Genomic DNA, 16703 nt, shown 5'->3' with positions numbered 1-16703 from the left:
TCACACGCCGCCGTCCGGTTCCGTGGGGGGCACGAGCTGGTCGGCGAGGTCGACCAGGGTGCCCTCGCCCGGCACATGCCATCCGGACGGACCACGGACCGCCGAGGGCGCGTCGTCCCAGCGCGCCTCCTGCCAGATGTGCGTGACGAGTCCGGTGGGCGAGTAGCTCTCGCCGTCGGCGGCCCAGATCAGCGGCTTCCGGCGGTCGTTGACCCAGGTGGCGAGGTAGCGTCGCGGATCCTCCCGCAGCCAGTCACCGATGGCTTCCTCCTCGACGAGGCTGCTCGGCCGGTAGAACAGCCGTGCGCCGTCCGGGATGCGCCGGTGATCGACGAGCACCGAGACGCTGCTGGGCCGGCGTACCGGCTGCACCGGTCGCCCGGCCCCTGACTCGCCAAGAGAAGAGAGCGATTCCGACACCGCGGTGGCGAGCTGACGGCACTTGCGCGTGTCGGTGAAGATGCTGGCCAGGAACACGCTCTTGCCGTAGAGGCCGGCCACGGCCGACGCGAGGACTCGGACGCGTCTGTGGATCCATGCCCTGCCCCAGTCCCCCTCCTCCTGCGCGGACTGCAGCCACCCTTCCCTGTTCTCGATGCCGATGTGCTCGAAGACGAGGTGACCGATCAGCAGGTCACCGTGCTCCATCACGTCCCGCACCCAGAGGGACTCGGTGTGGGCCAGCTCGGCCAGGACGCTCTGCACGAGGCGGTGGATGAGGACCGCGGTCCAGATGTGCCGGGCGGGCGGAGCCTGACCGAACAGGCGGGTGTAGGCGCCGCCGGGCGAGGGCCGGAAGAGGTACTCGGAGTCGGCGCAGGTGTGCGCGACCAGGGCGACGTCCGGATGCGCGCAGGCGAGGGCCAGGGCCGCCTCCTGCACCGTGCAACCGGCGCCGGGGGCCGGGGGTACGGCGCCCGTCCTGAACACGTACTGCTTGTCCAGCACATGGGCGAACTCGGAGCGGATCAGTGCCTGCTCGGGGTCGGAGGCGACCTGGTCCAGGACGTTCGGCCGGTGGTCCGTCAGTGACGACGCGGTGAGCCGGGAGACGAAGTCCTCGGACGCGTCGGCCACGCAGATCACCCGCACGGGGACGAGAGCCAGATCGACCGCACGGGGGTCGCGGGCCGCCGCGTGGGCGAGGGAGGCCAGCAGGTGCGCGCCGTTGACGACCCGGGCGTTGGCCAGCCGCAGGCGAGCGGGCTCTCCCGGTATCCGGCGGCCGAAGTACTCCGTGTCGACGGAATCGCAGGTGAGCGTGAGTCCGTGAGACATGTACCAGAAGTACTCCGGTTCGGTGATCAGCCGGTGGACGGCCTCCTTGTCGACCCGGTCCGCGCGGAGGGTGTCTCTCAGACTCGGATCCAGCAGCCTCAGGCCGTGGCTCTCGTACCAGGCGGTGACCTCGGCGGCCGGAACCAGTCCCGTGTACGCCGGATAGGGCGTCTGGACGGCATGCCAGCCCTGCGTGAGACTCGCCGTGACGTGTACGGGCACCGGCGCGGTCTGAAGGCGGGCCGCGGAGTGGAAGTCGGCCAGCCCGAGCGTCCTCACCTCGACCGGTGTACGGCCCTCGAAGCCGAACTCCTTCCCCACCCGCTCCAGCCGTCGCTCCGCCTGGAGCGCGAGGTGCCCGTCGCCGGCCAGCGCGGCGACCAGGTGCACGGTGCACCGAGGTGAACCCAGCGCCTCGTCGATGCGGTGCAGCAGTGCGTTGATCCGCGGGGCGGAGCCCTGGTGGTGGCGGTTGGTCAGACGCCGCAGTGCCGCCACGAGGCGCAGCGCGTCGTCCTCTCCGAGCACCGCCCTGCCCGTGGGACTCCACTTCGCCTGGACGAACCAGATGTCCGATCCGCTCGGAGAGATCGCGATCGCGTCGATGCCCTGGTCGTCGGCTCCGTCCGTCACCGCGGCCGCTGCCTCTTCGGGACCGCAGCCGGTGACGATGCGAACGGCCTGAGCGGCCAGCGCGCGTGTCAGGAAGGCGGCGTCCCGCTCGCGACCCGGGCGGCGGTCGAGGTCCCTCAGGTCGATCAAGGGCTCGAAGGTGCGCCTGAGATGGTCGCTGAGGAAACGCACCTCACCGGGCAGGCCGCCGCCCACGTCCTCCATGTGCACCTTCCTTCTCCCGCGCTGTCCGCATCCGGTCGGGTCACGACCGGTCGTACGCATACTCCACACTCAGCGGGCTTGCCACGACCAGCCGCGCTGCGTCGTCGGTGGCCGGCAGAACGGCTGTCACCCGCGCGTACCCGTGCATGCGGGCCGCGCCGCCGGCCTGAGCGTGCCGGGCGTCGAGCGCGGCCACCAGCTCCCGGACCGCCGCTCCGCTCAGGTCCACGGCCGGCGCCGGCACATGGGCCGCCAGGGGATCATGCTCCAGGGACAGGGCACTGACGACATGGCCGGCGCTGGTGAGGAACGTCGTCCCGATGCTGGATCCGCCCTCGATCCCCTCGAGCGGCGGTCCGTCGATGGTCACCGGCGCGTAGCCGAGGAGATGCCGGGAAGATCCGTGCATCAGGAGACGGCAGCCCGTCTGCCTGTCGTACTCCGGGTCCTCCCCGGGGACCGGATCGGCGAAGAGAACCATGTGCTGGTACGCGCCCCGTAACGTCACACAGCGCAGTGGCGCCTCGAACCAGACCCATACGCCAGGGCGCAGCGCGGGATCCCCGAACCATTCGGCCTGGTTGTTCAGGTGCTTGTCGACCTTCTCCAGGTGCTGCAGTCGGTCGCGTTCACCGTCCTGCGGGCCCTGTTCCACGTCCAGGCCGCCCACCGGGGTGTTCAGGCGAATGGCACCGGGCAGGGTGAAACGGGACGGCCTGGGCAGGAACTGCCGCAGCTTCCCGTCCGACAGGTACACGAACTCACGCAATTCCGCCCCCCGGCTGTGGTGTCGTGCGCCCCATCCTTCCATCAAGCCGGTGGCTCGTCTGCCAGAACGCTCGTCGCCGGAGGGACGGGACGGGCGGGAATCCGCGCCGCGCGCCCCGTGGTCAGCCGCCGCGCACGGTGACGTCCAGGGACGCGCGGTCCGTCACCAGGGGTGGGTGACGGTCACGGGGGCCGAGGTTCCGTACGACTCCCCCACGGCGCGCAGTTCGAACCGTGCGGCCGTCTCGCCCTGTTCGGGCCGCTGGCCCGGGACGAAGAAGGCACGCTGACCGGTGGCGCCGAGGAAGCGGCGGCCGCCGTCGGGGAGGAGGCGGTGGAGGGTGTAGTGGCGTACGGCGCCGGGGGCGGCGTTCCAGGCGAGGCGGAGGTCGCCGCCGCTGGCCGCGGTGATCCGGGCGCCGGTGGGGGCGGCGGGTGTGGTGACCGCGTCCCGGACGGCGAGGCCGCCCAGCCGCCAGCGCACCGGGCCCTCGGTGGCGGTGAGCCGGACCCCCAGGGCATGCACGGTGCCGGACAGCCCGGTGAGCGGGAGGGTCACCGTGTGCCAGCCGTTGACGGACTTCACGCGGGCCCCGTCGTCGGCCGGATCCACCGCCAGATACGTGTACGGCGGGGCCGCCCCGGCGCCGCCCGGTTCGGCCGTCGCCACCGCCAACTCGGCGTTCACACCGCCGCTTTCGGTTCGGTACGTCAGCTCGACAACGGTGTTCACACCGATCGGCAACCGAGTCGCGTACAGATCCACCACCACGGGTTGATCCAGTTCACCGTCCACCAGCACGCTGCTGCCGCCCCGCCATGCGTCGGCGAAGTCGAAGGAGACCGCCGGCCGCTCCCCGGCCGTGCGTATCACCCATCGCCGCGAGGGCAGCCGGTCCTGCAGGCCGAGGTGGTTCCAGGGCGTCTCCGAGGCGACGGCTCCCTCCTCGTACCACCGCAGCCCGTGCCCGGTGTTGAACACGCTGGCGAACGGTATCGAGGTCACCGTCGAGCGGTCCGCCACCGACACCGCCGGCGCCCGCCAGGGATCGGTGCCGTCCGGCCGGGACGGATCGAGCGACCGCCCGCTCCAGAACCGGTCGTCGGCGGCGTGGAAATCCTCCGGAGCGCGCCGGTCGGCGGGCAGGTGGTTACGGGTCCACTCCGGCCGGTAGAAGCCGACCGAGGCGACGTGCGGCTTCCCTGCGGGCACGATCGCGTCCCAGTTCACGGACGAATTCGATCCGTTCGACTCGACGTCGACGCCCGCCCACAACTCATACCGGCTGCGCCCCAGTTGGTCCGCCTTCGTGCCCGAGGCGGCCAGCGTGCTCGCGCTCCACCGGAAGTCCACGAACATGGCGTCGGCGGCCCGGAAGAACGCCTGGTTCTGGCTGTTCAGGGCACCCTGCCAGCTGACCGTGCCCTTCACGGTCATCGCGTCGTACCAGGTCACCCGCTGCCCCTTGGCCGCGGCGAGGGCCTTCAGCTCCTTGACGAAGCCGAGCATGGCCGTGCCGAGTGCGGTGTTGCCGCCGCTCGTCTCGGCGTTCACGAACCAGCCGTCGAAGCCGTAGGCCGCGGCCACCGCGACGAGTTGCGCGGCGAGCGGATAGTGCCCGCCGGCGTCCGTCTGCACGAGGTCGCGGGTCCACTGGAGCTGCCCGCCGTAGGCGGTGGGCGGCAGGAAGATGTTGCCGAGGACGGGGACGCCGTGCCGGTGGGCCGCGTCCACGATCGGCGCGTTCGGCGCCAGGATCAGCCCCTCCCCCGCCGAGCCGCCCCAGAACACCAGCTCGTCCAGATAGGCCCAGTGGGTGAGGGCGTAGTAGTCGGCGGTGGCCGAGCCCTGGGAGGGGTTGCTCGAGGTGGGGCCGAAGGAGACCAGGGCCTGGACACGGGCCTGGCCGGAGCGGGCGGTGGTGTTGGCGGGGGTCGGGGTGAAGCGGGCGGCGAGCGGCACGGACGCGGCGTTGAAGGCGAGGTCGGGGTCGTCGGCCGCGCGCCAGGTCTTCAGGCTGCGCCAGGTGATCCCGGTGCCGGGACTGCCGGAGGGGAGCGAGTCCGGGTACCAGTAGGAGGCGTACGGCGGGGTCGCGGCGGTGGCGCGCGGGGCCGCGGTGGCGGGCAGGGACGGTGTGAGGGCGGCCGCGGTCGCGGCGATCAGCACGGTGCGTCTGGTGGGCTTCACGAGCGGGAGTCTCCTTGTGGGGTGGGGAGTACCTGGTCCGGGCGTGACGACTTCGCCGTGGTGGCGCCGAAGACCTTGCCCGGGACCTTCGGGGAAAGTCAATGCATTCGCCGAGCTAAAGCGAATGACCGCCCATTAGTGCAGGTCAGAGTGGCTTGCTTGGGAGATTTCGATCGTCGCTAATGCGCTTTAGAGCCGTGCCACTCAAGCGCATTAGCTTGCGCACCCACCGCCGGACCTCTCGACGTGCCGCCCCCGACCGGGCACAGTTCTCCCTGCGCCGTGATGCGTACCAGCGAGTAGCCGACGACTGACCGAGGAGTGCCCGTGGGGAACTGGGCCGGGCGGAGCGCCGCCGAGATCGCCGACGCCGTACGCGAGAAGCGGGTGACACCACGGGAGGTGGTGGCCGGGCATCTGGCGCGGATCGAGCGGCTCGACGGACGGATCGAGGCGTTCCGGAAGGTCCGCGCCGAGGCCGCGCTCGCCGAGGCCGACGAGCTGGCCTTGCGTGCCGATCTGGCCGAACTGCCGCTCGCGGGCGTGCCGGTGGCCGTGAAGGACAACCTGGCGGTGCGCGGCGAGTCCCACCGCAACGGCACCGCCGCGGGTCCGGACACGCCGGCCACCGAGGACCACGTCACGGTGGCCCGGCTGCGGGCGGCCGGTGCGGTGGTCGTGGGCCTGACGAACGTGCCCGAGCTGTGTGTCTTCGGCACCACGGAGGGGGTCTTCGGCATCGCCCGCAATCCGTGGGACCTCTCGCGCACGGCGGGCGGCTCCTCGGGCGGCAGCGCGGCGGCGGTGGCCGCGGGGCTCGTGCCGATCGCGCTCGGCAACGACGGCATGGGCTCGCTGCGCATCCCGGCCGCGAACTGCGGGCTGGTCACGCTGAAACCGGGGCACGGGGTGGTGCCGGCGGGGATCGGCAACGGCGACTGGTTCGGCATGTCGGAGAACGGCCCGCTGGCCACGACCGTCGAGGACCTGCGGCTGATGTTCGACGTCCTCGCGGGCACCGGTTCCGCCCGGCCGGAGGAGCCGTCACGCAGGACGATCGCCGTCGCCGTGCGCAGCCCGCTGGCCGGGGTGAGCGTGAGCAGGCCGTATACGACTGCGGTCCGGCAGGCGGCCGGGCTGCTGGCCCGGGCCGGGCACCGGGTGCGGCGGGCCGAGCCGCCGTACCCCCTCGATCTGGGCGTCACCTCGCTGCGGCACTGGACGGCCGGGACAGCGGTGGACGCCGAGGGCCTGGACCCGGCTCGGCTGGCCCGGCGGACCCGGGTGCACGCGGCGGTGGGCCGGCGCTTCGTCCGCTCGGTCCGCACCGGTGACGCGCGCGAGCGTCTGCGCGACCGGCTGACGCCCTTCTTCGCCGAGCACGACGTCCTGCTCACCCCGGCGCTGGCCCGCCGCTCCCCCCAGGCCGGTCCGTGGCACGAGCGCGGCTGGCTGCGCAATGTCCTCGCCAACACGGCCTACTCGCCGTTCACCCCGCCGTGGAACCTGACCGGCTGGCCCGCGATGTCCGTCCCGTTCGGCACCCTGCCCTCGGGCGCCCCCTGCGCCGTACAGCTCGTGGGCCGCCCCGGCACGGAGTCCGTCCTGCTGGAGGTGGCGGAGGAACTGGAGCGCCTGCACCCGTGGCAGCGGACGGCACCGGTGGCGGACCGGCGGTAGCGGTGTGTGCGGCGGCGGGCCCGGTCGGCGGCCGGGTCCGGTCCGGCGAGCGGTACGTGACGTGCGGCCCCGTCCTGCCGGGCCGTGGGTGCTTCCGGCCGACGGCGCGGCCGGTGTGGTCCGGGCCGGTCGGGAAGCCGGCGTCGGCCACTCGGGCGGCCGGTCCGCCGTGGCCGGCGGTGGGACAGGCCGAGCCGACCACGGTTGCGGCGGGGTCCTCGGTGACGTGGACGCGCTCGGCGGGGTCCGTCCAGAGCGCGCGGGCCGTCACCTCGGTCGTCTCCGGGGCCCGGGCGCAGGTCTCGGCGGCGGTGACGATGCGGTGCCGGAAGGGCTGGATCCGCGGTCGGTGGTCGGCCGCGGCCTCCCTGATCGGCATGGGCGTGAAGCTGCCACGCCCATGCCGTCGGCGATCGCGACGGGTCCGGTCCCGGTGTCAGTCCACGCTGGGCAGAATGTGGGGTTCGGCGAGGTCGTCCTCGTAGCCCGCGAGGCGGATCGGGGCGGACCGGGCCCACACCTCGAGGCTGCCGAGTTCTCCGGCCCGGCGGCCCGAGCGCTCCGTGCGTTCCTTGGGGCGCTGTTCGCGATTCGTCTTCTCCGGTGTCACCGCGCACTCCTTATGTGTCGGGTCACCCTCGGGGCATACCGGACAGTCTGCGCTCCGGCACTTGTCGCCCGCTCGGGTCTGGATTGAAGGCCAGTTCGGACGCGGTGGCGCCGGTTTCTCGTGTCAGAGCAGGCCGTTGTGGACCGGCTCGCCCCGGGACGGACGGTGGGTGTGGGTGGGACCCCGTACTGCTGTCCGTCCCCTCCAGATTAACCAAATGAGCGGACGTCCGCTCGATAGGGAGTGCAAACAAGCTGTAACGCATGCGAGTCCATTGGCCATCCAATACCCCTCAATATGGGGCTATTTGTAACCGCGCGCATCACCCGCGCGACCGAGCGAATCACCCACTCGGCCTACATAAGCGAACGTTTCTTCGATACCAGCCCGAGGTTTACGGCGACCGGGCGCGGCGCAGTTCAGATGCCGTTGGCCGGGCCGCAAGCCGGCCGTGCTCTGCTGGCGGGCGGCACGGCTGTCTCGCGGAAGGACTGACGCATGGAGCTGCGCAGCGTCGAGGAGCTGATGGATCTGCTGTACGCCGGCCGGTACCAACACGCGCTGCGGACCGCGGCGCTGCTGCGCCGCAGCCGGCCCGCCGACAAGGAACTCCAGGTGGCCGGGCTGGTCCATGGCATCGGGCCGGTGCTCCGCCCGGGCGACGGCGCGGCGCGCGCCCGCAGCGCGGCCGAGGCGGTGCGCTCCCTGCTCGGGGAGCGGGTGTTCCGGCTGGTGTGCGGGGAGACGGGACTCGCCGACGACGATGTGCTGCGCCTGCGTCGGGCGGAGGAGGAGAGCCGGACGGGCGGCTTCGACGCAGGCGTCCTGGAGGACTGGCGCACGGTGCTGGAACTGGTGGCGGCGCGCAACTCGCCGCTCGGCGCGGTGGATTGACGGCCGGGACCGGGTGCCCGAGGTCCCGGCGGCGACGCGGTCGGCCCACCGAAGGGCCTGACAGGCACCAGGCGGCCTGTCGGGTGGAGTTCAACCACGAAGTACGCGTCACCTGCGCACCGGGCACCCGGCTCGACGATCGGACGGTAGATCACCGGACGCCCGGCACGCCACCGTCTTCCCGGCCCGCGGCCCGGCGGCACACGCCTTGCCGCCCGCGGTTCACCACTTGCCGGGCGCGTAGTCCTTCAGGAAGACGCCGTACACGTCCTCGCCCGCCTCGCCGCGCACCACCGGGTCGTAGACGCGGGCGGCGCCGTCGACCAGGTCCAGGGGCGCGTGGAAGCCCTCGTCGGCGAGGCGCAGCTTGTCGTAGTGGGGGCGCTCGTCGGTGATCCAGCCGGTGTCGACCGAGGTCATGAGGATGCCGTCGCTCTGGAACATCTCCTCGGCGCTGGTCCGCGTCACCATGTTCATCGCGGCCTTGGCCGCATTGGTGTTCGGGTGCCCGGCGCCCTTGTAGCCGCGGCCGAAGACGCCTTCCATGGCCGAGACGTTCACGACGTACGCCCGTCCGCTCGTCGCCTTCGTGGCGGCATCGGCCATGACCGGACGGAGCTTGCTGATCAGGATGAACGGCGCCGTGTAGTTGCACAGCTGCGTCTCGAGCAGTTCCACCGGCGAGATCTGCTCGATGGTCTGCACCCACGTGTTGGTCTCGACGACGTCGGGGACCAGGCCGCCCGCGTCGATGGCGGTGCCGTCCAGGTGCCGGGCGACGCTGGCGTTCCCGGCGACCAGGGCGAGGTCGGCGACCTGCTGTGCGTCGAGGCCGCTGGTGCCGACGGGCAGCGCGGCCGACCCGCCGAGTTCACCGACCGCGCCGGAGTTGAAGGCGCCGATGACGTGGTGGGCGGGGAGTTCCCCGGCGGGCAGCGGCGTGCCCTCGCCCTCGACCAGGGCGGCGTAGGCGGAGGGCAGGCGGCGCACGGTCTGCGTGGCGTTGTTGATCAGGATGTCCAGCGGGCCCGCCTCGGCGACCTGGTCGGCCAGCGCGACGGCCTGGGCCGGGTCGCGCAGGTCGATGCCGACGATCTCCAGACGGTGCATCCAGTCCGCCGAGTCGTCCATCGCCTTGAAGCGGCGGATGGCGTCCTTGGGGAACCGCGTCGTGATGGTCGTGTGGGCGCCGTCGCGCAGCAGGCGCAGGGCGATGTACATGCCGATCTTGGCACGGCCGCCGGTGAGCAGGGCGCGCTTGCCGGTGAGGTCGGCGCGGGCGTCGCGCTTCGCCCGGTTGACGCGGGCGCAGTCAGGACAGAGCTGGTGGTAGAAGTAGTCGACCTCGACGTACCGGCCCTTGCAGGTGTAGCAGGAGCGCGGGCGCTGGAGTATGCCGGCGATCCGGCCCGCCTCGATCTTCGAGGAGGGAAGGATGCCCTCGGTCTCGTCGTCGATGCGCTCGGCGGAACCGGTGGCCGTGGCCTCCGTGACGGCGCGGTCGTGCGCGGTCTTGGCGGCCCGGCGCTCCTGGCGGCGGCGCTGCTTGACCGTGCGGTAGATGTGCGAGGTGGCCCGGCGCACCGTGATCGCGTCGGGGTGGTCGACGTCGATCCGGTCCAGTTCCTCGAGCACGCTCAGGCAGACGGCCAGCCGCTCCGGGTCGATACCGGGTCCGTGGACCACCTCGTCCATGGAGGCGTCCGTGGGGACGTCCATGGGGGCCTCCATGGACGCAGCCCCGTCCTCTGTCACCGTCATCGCGCTGCCGCTTCCCTGATCACCCGCGCAGCGCTCCGACTCGCGCCCGCTTTCGAACGGGGAATTTTACGGAGCGGCAGCCCTTTCGGCCAAACCCGACCGGTACGCACCGCCCCGTCGGTCCCGCCCGGCCCTGCTGCCGGCCCCTCTCCCCCGACGCCATGGGTACCCGCCCGCACCCGGCGAAGAGTGCCGCACGGGTGGTGCGGCGGGTACCCCGGGCCGGCCGGAGGCCGGCCGCTCAGGCGTCGCAGACGGAGATCAGCGTCTCCACCTCGTCCGAGACCGCCCGGGCGAACACGTCCAGGTCCGGCACGGCCCGGGCGTCGGCGACCAGCCCGTAGTGCACGCGACCGCGGTACGTCGAGATCGCGACCGCCAGCGCCTGGCCCGGCGCCAGCGGGGCCAGCGGATACACCTCCCTCAGCTCATGACCGCCCAGCCGCAGCCCCAGGCCCGGCAGCGGCACGCTGGTGACCAGGATGTCGAACCACAGCCGGGCGGCCTGGCCGACGAGCGGCCCGCCGAGCCGGTGGCCGAGCGCCGGCACGTGGTCGGCGAGCAGGGCGACGGCACCGGCGCCCCGGTTGGGGCCCGCGTCCTTGTTGCGGATCATCGCGGTGCGCACGGCGGTGAGGCGGCCGAGCGGGTCGGGCTCGTGGACCGGAAGCGGTATCAGGTACCCGGAGAGCCGGTTGCCCTGTGGCTGGGCGGTGCGCGGGCGGCGCCGGGAGACGGGGATGAGGGCGCGGGGCGCCACACCCGCGCTGCCGTCGCCGCGTTCGTCCAGCCAGCGGCGCAGGGCCCCGGCGACCACGGCGATGAGGACGTCGTTGACGGTGCCGCCGACGCTCTTGCGCACCCGGTGCACGTCGTCGATGTCGAGGACGACGCCCGCGGTGCGGCGGGTGCCGCTGGGCGCGGAGGCCAGCGCGGAGGACGGGCGCATGCCGAGCGTGGAGCGGGCGAGCGAGGCGCCGATGTCCAGGGCCCGGCCCACGTCGGACAGGGCGCCCTTGACCAGCTCCGGGACGAGGGCGGGCAGCTTGCGCACGTCCGGCAGCAGGCCGCGGGGCGGCTCGATGGCGCGGGGCGCGCGCTCGGGCAGGTCCACCGGGTCCAGGACGCCGGCTGCGAGCTTGAGCGCGCGCAGCCCGTCGGCGAGGGCGTGGTGGAACTTGAACAGCACCGCGAAGGACACCCCGTCCTCGCCGGGCAGCACATGCGCCTCCCACGGTGGCCGGCCGCGCTCCAGGGGGCGTTCCATCAGCCGGCCGGCGGCCGCGTGGAAGTCGGCGGTCGGCGCGTGCAGCCGTACATGGTCGAGCGGGTCGAAGTCCGGGGCGGTCTCGCGGGTCGCGCCGCCGAAGGCGAACGGCTGCCAGACGTCGCGGATGCGCATGCGCAGGCCCGGTACGGCGGCGGCGCGGGCGGCGAGCAGGTCGGCCGCGTGGGCGCCGGCCGTGGGCGAGTGCGCGCCGAAGACACCGAGCGCTCCGAGGTGCATCGGATGCCGGTCGGACTCCATGTTCCAGAAGGCCAGGTCGAGAGGAGCGAGCAGGTCGGAAGTCAAGGGTTGCCTCGCGCGTCGACGACGGGTGGATCTGCAGTCAAACTCCGCGAGCCGATTACGGTCAAGTACGATCAGGCTACGCACAGTTAACAGCAGATTAAGTCCCGCCCCACGGAGAGGGGCGGGACCCAGGTGACTGGCGAGGTCACCTCAGGACCGGTTGCGCGGCCTCGGGTGCCGTACCCCACTCAGACGGGCGCGGGCCGACCGTGAACGAGAGCGCGCGCAGGGAGCGCAGCCCACCGGTCGTCAGATAGGTCCGCCGGTGCGGCCGCGCGTCGGTGCGGACGGCCTGGATGTACCGGTCGGCGGCGGAGGTGCCGGGCGCGGTGATCGTCAGCCCGCCGCTCGGCCAGTACCGGCGGTCGAGCCTGAGGCGGACGCGGTCGAAGACCGGGGTGGACAGGCCCCAGGTGTCGTAGCCGGGCTGGATCGGGAAGAGCCCGATGGACGACAGGACGTTCCAGGCGGACATCGTGCCGAGGTCGTCGTTGCCGGTCATGCCGGTGGGGGTGTCGGTGAACAGGGTCAGCGCCGCGTGCACCACGTCCGTGGTCTTCCAGGGCTGGCCGGTGGACAGGTAGGTGTAGGGCGCGATCAGGTCGGGCTCGTTCATCGGGTTGTACTTGTCGGCGTCGTAGTAGTCGTACGCGTCCCCGTGCACCCACACCTCGCGGGCGGTCTTCTCGGGGTCGGCGAGCAGCCGGTCGTAGGCGAAGAAGGAGTCCAGCCGGTCGTTGGCCGCGCGCTTGCCGCCGATGAGGCCGACCATGCCGGGCAGGTCCTGGGGGACGAGCCACTGGTACTGCCAGGCGGTGCCCTCGTGGAAGCCGGTGCCGCGGGCCGGGTCGGACGAGCCGGTGAAGGCGCCGGAGGCGTCGCGGGCACGGAAGAAGCCGGTGGCCGGGTCGAAGATGTTCCGGTAGTTGCGCGACCGGGCGGCATAGCGGGCGGCGTCGTCCTCGTGGCCGAGGCCGCGGGCCATCTGGGCGAGCATGGCGTCCGCGAGCGCGTACTCGAGGGTGACGGAGGCGCCGTGGTGGTAGTCGGAGTCGCCCATCTTGGCCAGCGGCCGGCCCTTGACGTAGGGCGCGAAGCCCTGGCCGACGAACTCGACGTTGGCCTCCCGGCCGATGCCGGGGTACTCGGCGGGCGGCACGCCGTCGGCGTTCTTCTTCAGCGCGCGGTAGGTCCGCTCCTCGAACCCCTTGAGCAGGCCCATGTGGTAAGCGGTGGTCAGGAACGGGGTGACCGGGTCGCCGCTCATGACGTTCGTCTCGACCGGGCCGTAGCCCCACTTGGGCAGCCAGCCGCCGTCCTCGTCGATCGCGACCACCGACCGGGCCATGTCCCGCGACTCGCGCGGCGCGAGCAGGGCGAGCAGCTGGACCTGGGTGCGGTAGGTGTCCCACAGCGACCAGTTCTGGTAGTACGTGAACCCGTCGGCGCGATGGGTGCGGCGGTCCCAGCCGGTGTAGCGGCCGTCGGCGTCGCTGCCGATGTTGGGCGCGAGGAACGACCGGTACAGCGAGGAGTAGAACGTACGGCGGAGCGTGGGCGTGCCACCCTGGACGCGGACGTCGGTGAGCCGGCGCTCCCACTCCTCGCGCGCCCGGTGACGTACGGCGTCGAAGGACCGGCCGCCCTCGGCCCGCAGATTGGTCGCGGCGCCGCGCGCGTCCACGTACGACAGGGCGGTGGTCGCCTGGACGGTGCGGTCCTCGGTGGTGTCGAAGCGTACGTAGGCGCCGCCGCGTCCGCTCCGGGCGCCGGGGGTGACGGTCGGGCCGTCCCAGGTGCCGTACGCGGTGAAGGGCCGGCTGAAACGGGTGATCGTGTAGACCGTGTAGGGGCCGGTGTCCCGGCAGAAGCCGTGGCCGGTGATCTCGGTGCGCACGGTGCGGTCGTCGAGGATCTCCACGGTGCTGCCGACCGCCTTGTGCAGCGACTGGGCCGCGTTCAGCAGCACGTTGGCCTTGTCGGTGGCCGGGAAGGTGTAGCGCTGCACGCCGGTGCGCTCGGTCGCGGTCAGCTCGGCGCGGATGCCGGAGTCGAGGCCGACGCGGTAGTAACCGGGAGACGCCTCCTCGTTCTCGTGCGAGAAGGTGGCGGCGTACTTGGCGTAGTCCGTCTGCCGGACGTCGCCCGTGGTGGGCAGCACGGGCAGGTCGCCGCCGATGCGGCAGCCGACGCCCGAGAGGTGGACCAGGGAGAAGCCGCGGATACGGTTCTGCGTGTAGTCGTAACCGGTGTTGTGGCCGGTGTCCGGGGAGAGCTGCACCATGCCGAAGGGCACGGCAGCGCCGGGGAAGGTGTTGCCCTCGTTCTGGCTCCCGATGAAGGGGTTGACCAGGTCGGTGAGGTGGCCGTCGGTCCGCTCGGCGGCCCGTGCGGCGGGGGTGGCGATCAGCGTGGACGCTGCCATCACCCCGGCCAGGCACAGCCGTGTGCGCCGGGTCCCTCTCATGTCGGATGACCTCCGGAGGTTCGACATCGTTGCCTGCATCCTGAGGGGCGAAGACGGCAAACCCGGGCATCCCGGCGGGATTACACGAACGCGTCGCGCACGGCGACGAGGCAGGCCCGCACCATGACGGGCGGTCAGAGGGCCGGTTCGAACTTTCGTGTGCTCACTGTCGCAGCCGTCCCCTACGGCACCCGCTGACCCTTCCCCAGGGCGATGACCCCGCCCTTGGAGACCGTGTACAGCTCCGCGTCCCGCTCCGGGTTGACGCCGATCGTCGCGCCGGGCGGGACCTCGACGTTCTTGTCCAGGACGGCACCGCGGACGACCGCGCCCCGGCCGATGCGGACGTTGTCGTGCAGCACCGAACCCTGCACGACCGCGCCCGGGTCGACGCGCACGCCCGGGGACAGCACGGACCGGGTGACCTGACCGCGGATCAGGCAGCCCGCGCTGATGATGGACTCGCTCGCGATACCGCCCGCGTTGAACCGGGCCGGGGAGAGCTGGCCCGAGTGGGTGTAGATGGGCCACTGGCGGTTGTAGAGGTTGAAGGCGGGGCGCTCGGCGATCAGGTCCATGTGCGCCTCGTAGTAGGCGTCCAGGGTGCCGACGTCCCGCCAGTAGCCCTGGTCGCGGGTGGTCTCGCCGGGCACGTGGTTGTCACTGAAGTCGTACAGCTGCGCCTCGCCGCGCGCGGTGAGCTGAGGCAGGATCGAGCCGCCCATGTCGTGCAGGGACTGCCCGTCCTCGGCGTCCCGGTGCAGCGCCTCGACGAGGGCCTTGGTGGTGAAGACGTAGTTGCCCATCGAGGCGAACACGCACCCGGGGTCGTCGGCCAGGCCGGGCGGGTCGGCCGGCTTCTCCAGGAAACGTTCGACGCCGCGGCCGTCCGGGCCCGGCGTGATCACACCGAAGGAGGAGGACTCCGAACGGGGAACCCGGATGCCGGCCACCGTCACGCCCGCGCCGCCCTCGATGTGCTGCCGGAGCATCTGCCGCGGGTCCATGCGGTAGACGTGGTCCGCGCCGAACACGGCCACGTACTCGGGCTGTTCGTCGTGGACCAGGTTCAGGGACTGCAGGATCGCGTCCGCGCTGCCCAGATACCAGCGCGGGCCGAGCCGCTGCTGCGCCGGAACCGGGGTGATGTAGTTGCCCAGCAGGCTGGACATCCGCCAGGTGGTGGTGATGTGCCGGTCCAGCGAGTGCGACTTGTACTGCGTCAGCACGCAGATGCGCAGGACGTCGGCGTTGACGAGGTTGGAGAGGACGAAGTCGACCAGGCGGTACGTCCCGCCGAAGGTGACCGCTGGTTTCGCGCGGTCCGCGGTGAGCGGCATCAGGCGCTTGCCCTCCCCGCCCGCCAGCACGATCCCGAGAACCGAAGGCCCACCACGACGCATGGCGTCTCCCCTCACCCTGGATGAACCATGGATGCCCCGAGCGGGCCCGGCTAAGCCTGCTTGAGGATCTCCTCGTACAGCCCGGCCGTGCGCCGGGCCACCGCGTCCCAGCCGAACTCGCCGACCGCGCGCTCCCGTCCGGCCCCGCCCATCCGCCGGGCCGCCTCCGGGTCGCCGAGCACGGCGTCCAGCGCCCGGGCGAGGTTCGCCTCGAAGTCGTCGTCCAGGTCGACCAGGAGACCGGTACGGCCGTCGTCCACGACCTCGGGAATGCCGCCGACCCTGGAGGCCACGACGGGCGTGCCGCAGGCCATCGCCTCGAGGTTGACGATGCCGAGGGGTTCGTACACCGAGGGGCACACGAACACGGCGGCGTGCGTGAGGAGTTGGACCACCTCCGCGCGCGGCAGCATCTGCGGGATCCAGCACACGCCCTCGCGGACCCGGCTCAGTTCCCGGTACAGCTCCCGGAACTCCCGGTCGATCTCCGGGGTGTCCGGCGCACCCGCGCACAGCACCACCTGCGCGCCGGGGTCGATGTCCCGTACGGCGCGCAGCAGATGCGGGACGCCCTTCTGGCGGGTGATCCGGCCGACGAAGAGGACGTAGGGACGGGCGGGGTCGATGCCGTGGCGGGCGAGGGTGTCGGTGCCGTGGTCCGGCCGGTAGATGCGCGTGTCGATGCCGTTGTGCACGACGTGGACCCGCGCCGGGTCGAGCGCCGGATAGCAGGCGAGGATGTCCTCGCGCATGGCGCCCGAGACGGCGATCACCCCGTCCGCCGCCTCGATCGCGGTGCGCTCGGCCCAGCCGGACAGCGCGTACCCGCCGCCGAGTTGCTCGGCCTTCCACGGGCGCAGCGGCTCCAGCGAGTGCGCGGTGACCACGTGCGGGACGTCGTACAGCAGCTTGGCGAAGTGGCCGGCGAGGTTCGCGTACCAGGTGTGCGAGTGGACGAGTTCGCGGCCCTCGAGGGCGGCGGCGATCGAGAGGTCCGCGGAGAAGGTGCGCAGCGCGTCGTTGGACCCGTCGAGGGCGGACCAGGGGCGGTGGCGCACGACGCCGATCCCCCGGCCCTCGCCCCAGCAGTGCACCTCCAGATCCACCAGGGAGGCCAACTCCCGCGCCAGGAACTCCACATGGACGCCGGCGCCGCCGTACACGTCCGGGGGGTACTCCCGGGTCAGCAGTCCCACTCGCACCCGACAACCCCCTGGTCTCGGCGGCAGCTTCCCCTCATG

The 16703-nt window shown here is 72.3% G+C and carries 11 protein-coding genes; 2 read left to right on the top strand and 9 right to left on the bottom strand.

All coding sequences use genetic code 11. The features are described 5' to 3' along the window. The 3 genes from ACZ5CW_RS08960 to ACZ5CW_RS08950 form a co-directional block, all read right to left on the bottom strand. Entirely contained in the window at positions 1-2115 is a 2115-nt protein-coding gene (locus tag ACZ5CW_RS08960; protein ID WP_468599609.1) for an AIPR family protein, read from the bottom strand. A 40-nt stretch (positions 2116-2155) separates the two neighbouring features. After that, entirely contained in the window at positions 2156-2884 is a 729-nt protein-coding gene (locus ACZ5CW_RS08955; protein WP_468599608.1) for an SAVMC3_10250 family protein, read from the bottom strand. Positions 2885-3046: 162 nt separating this feature from the next. Further along, the gene (locus tag ACZ5CW_RS08950; RefSeq protein WP_468599607.1) at positions 3047-5074 is read right to left on the bottom strand and encodes an endo-beta-N-acetylglucosaminidase; all 2028 of its coding nucleotides are present in this window, start codon (positions 5072-5074) and stop codon (positions 3047-3049) included. Between the two features lie 327 nt (positions 5075-5401). Between ACZ5CW_RS08950 and ACZ5CW_RS08945 the strand changes: the two genes are divergently transcribed. Further along, complete coding sequence (locus ACZ5CW_RS08945) at positions 5402-6754, top strand: amidase (protein ID WP_468599606.1); 1353 nt, start codon at positions 5402-5404, stop codon at positions 6752-6754. Between the two features lie 436 nt (positions 6755-7190). Here ACZ5CW_RS08945 and ACZ5CW_RS08940 read toward each other — a convergent pair whose 3' ends face one another. After that, positions 7191-7364, bottom strand: coding sequence for a hypothetical protein (locus ACZ5CW_RS08940; protein ID WP_468599605.1), 174 nt, complete (start codon positions 7362-7364; stop codon positions 7191-7193). A 498-nt stretch (positions 7365-7862) separates the two neighbouring features. On the opposite strand from ACZ5CW_RS08940, the gene ACZ5CW_RS08935 reads away from it, so the two are divergent. Continuing rightward, a complete protein-coding gene (locus tag ACZ5CW_RS08935) occupies positions 7863-8258 on the top strand; it encodes a hypothetical protein (protein ID WP_468599604.1) in 396 nt (131 codons plus the stop codon). Positions 8259-8480: 222 nt separating this feature from the next. Here ACZ5CW_RS08935 and ACZ5CW_RS08930 read toward each other — a convergent pair whose 3' ends face one another. The 5 genes from ACZ5CW_RS08930 to glgA form a co-directional block, all read right to left on the bottom strand. Continuing rightward, on the bottom strand, positions 8481-10019 hold the full coding sequence (locus tag ACZ5CW_RS08930; RefSeq protein ID WP_468599603.1) for an SDR family NAD(P)-dependent oxidoreductase: 1539 nt from the start codon (positions 10017-10019) through the stop codon (positions 8481-8483). Positions 10020-10260: 241 nt separating this feature from the next. Further along, complete coding sequence (locus ACZ5CW_RS08925; protein ID WP_468599602.1) at positions 10261-11592, bottom strand: wax ester/triacylglycerol synthase family O-acyltransferase; 1332 nt, start codon at positions 11590-11592, stop codon at positions 10261-10263. A 145-nt stretch (positions 11593-11737) separates the two neighbouring features. Next, positions 11738-14059 (bottom strand): GH92 family glycosyl hydrolase, encoded by a 2322-nt coding sequence (locus tag ACZ5CW_RS08920; protein ID WP_468599601.1) that lies wholly within the window; start codon positions 14057-14059, stop codon positions 11738-11740. A gap of 182 nt (positions 14060-14241) precedes the next feature. Further along, entirely contained in the window at positions 14242-15462 is a 1221-nt protein-coding gene (gene glgC, locus ACZ5CW_RS08915; protein ID WP_468599600.1) for a glucose-1-phosphate adenylyltransferase, read from the bottom strand. Positions 15463-15512: 50 nt separating this feature from the next. Then, positions 15513-16664 carry a glycogen synthase gene (glgA, locus tag ACZ5CW_RS08910; RefSeq protein ID WP_468599599.1) on the bottom strand — a complete coding sequence of 384 codons (1152 nt, stop codon included), beginning with the start codon at positions 16662-16664 and terminating at the stop codon, positions 15513-15515. Between the last annotated feature and the right edge of the window lie 39 nt (positions 16665-16703).

The organism is Streptomyces sp. NPDC031379 (assembly GCF_055569615.1).
This window is presented reverse-complemented; position numbering and strand designations above follow the sequence as displayed.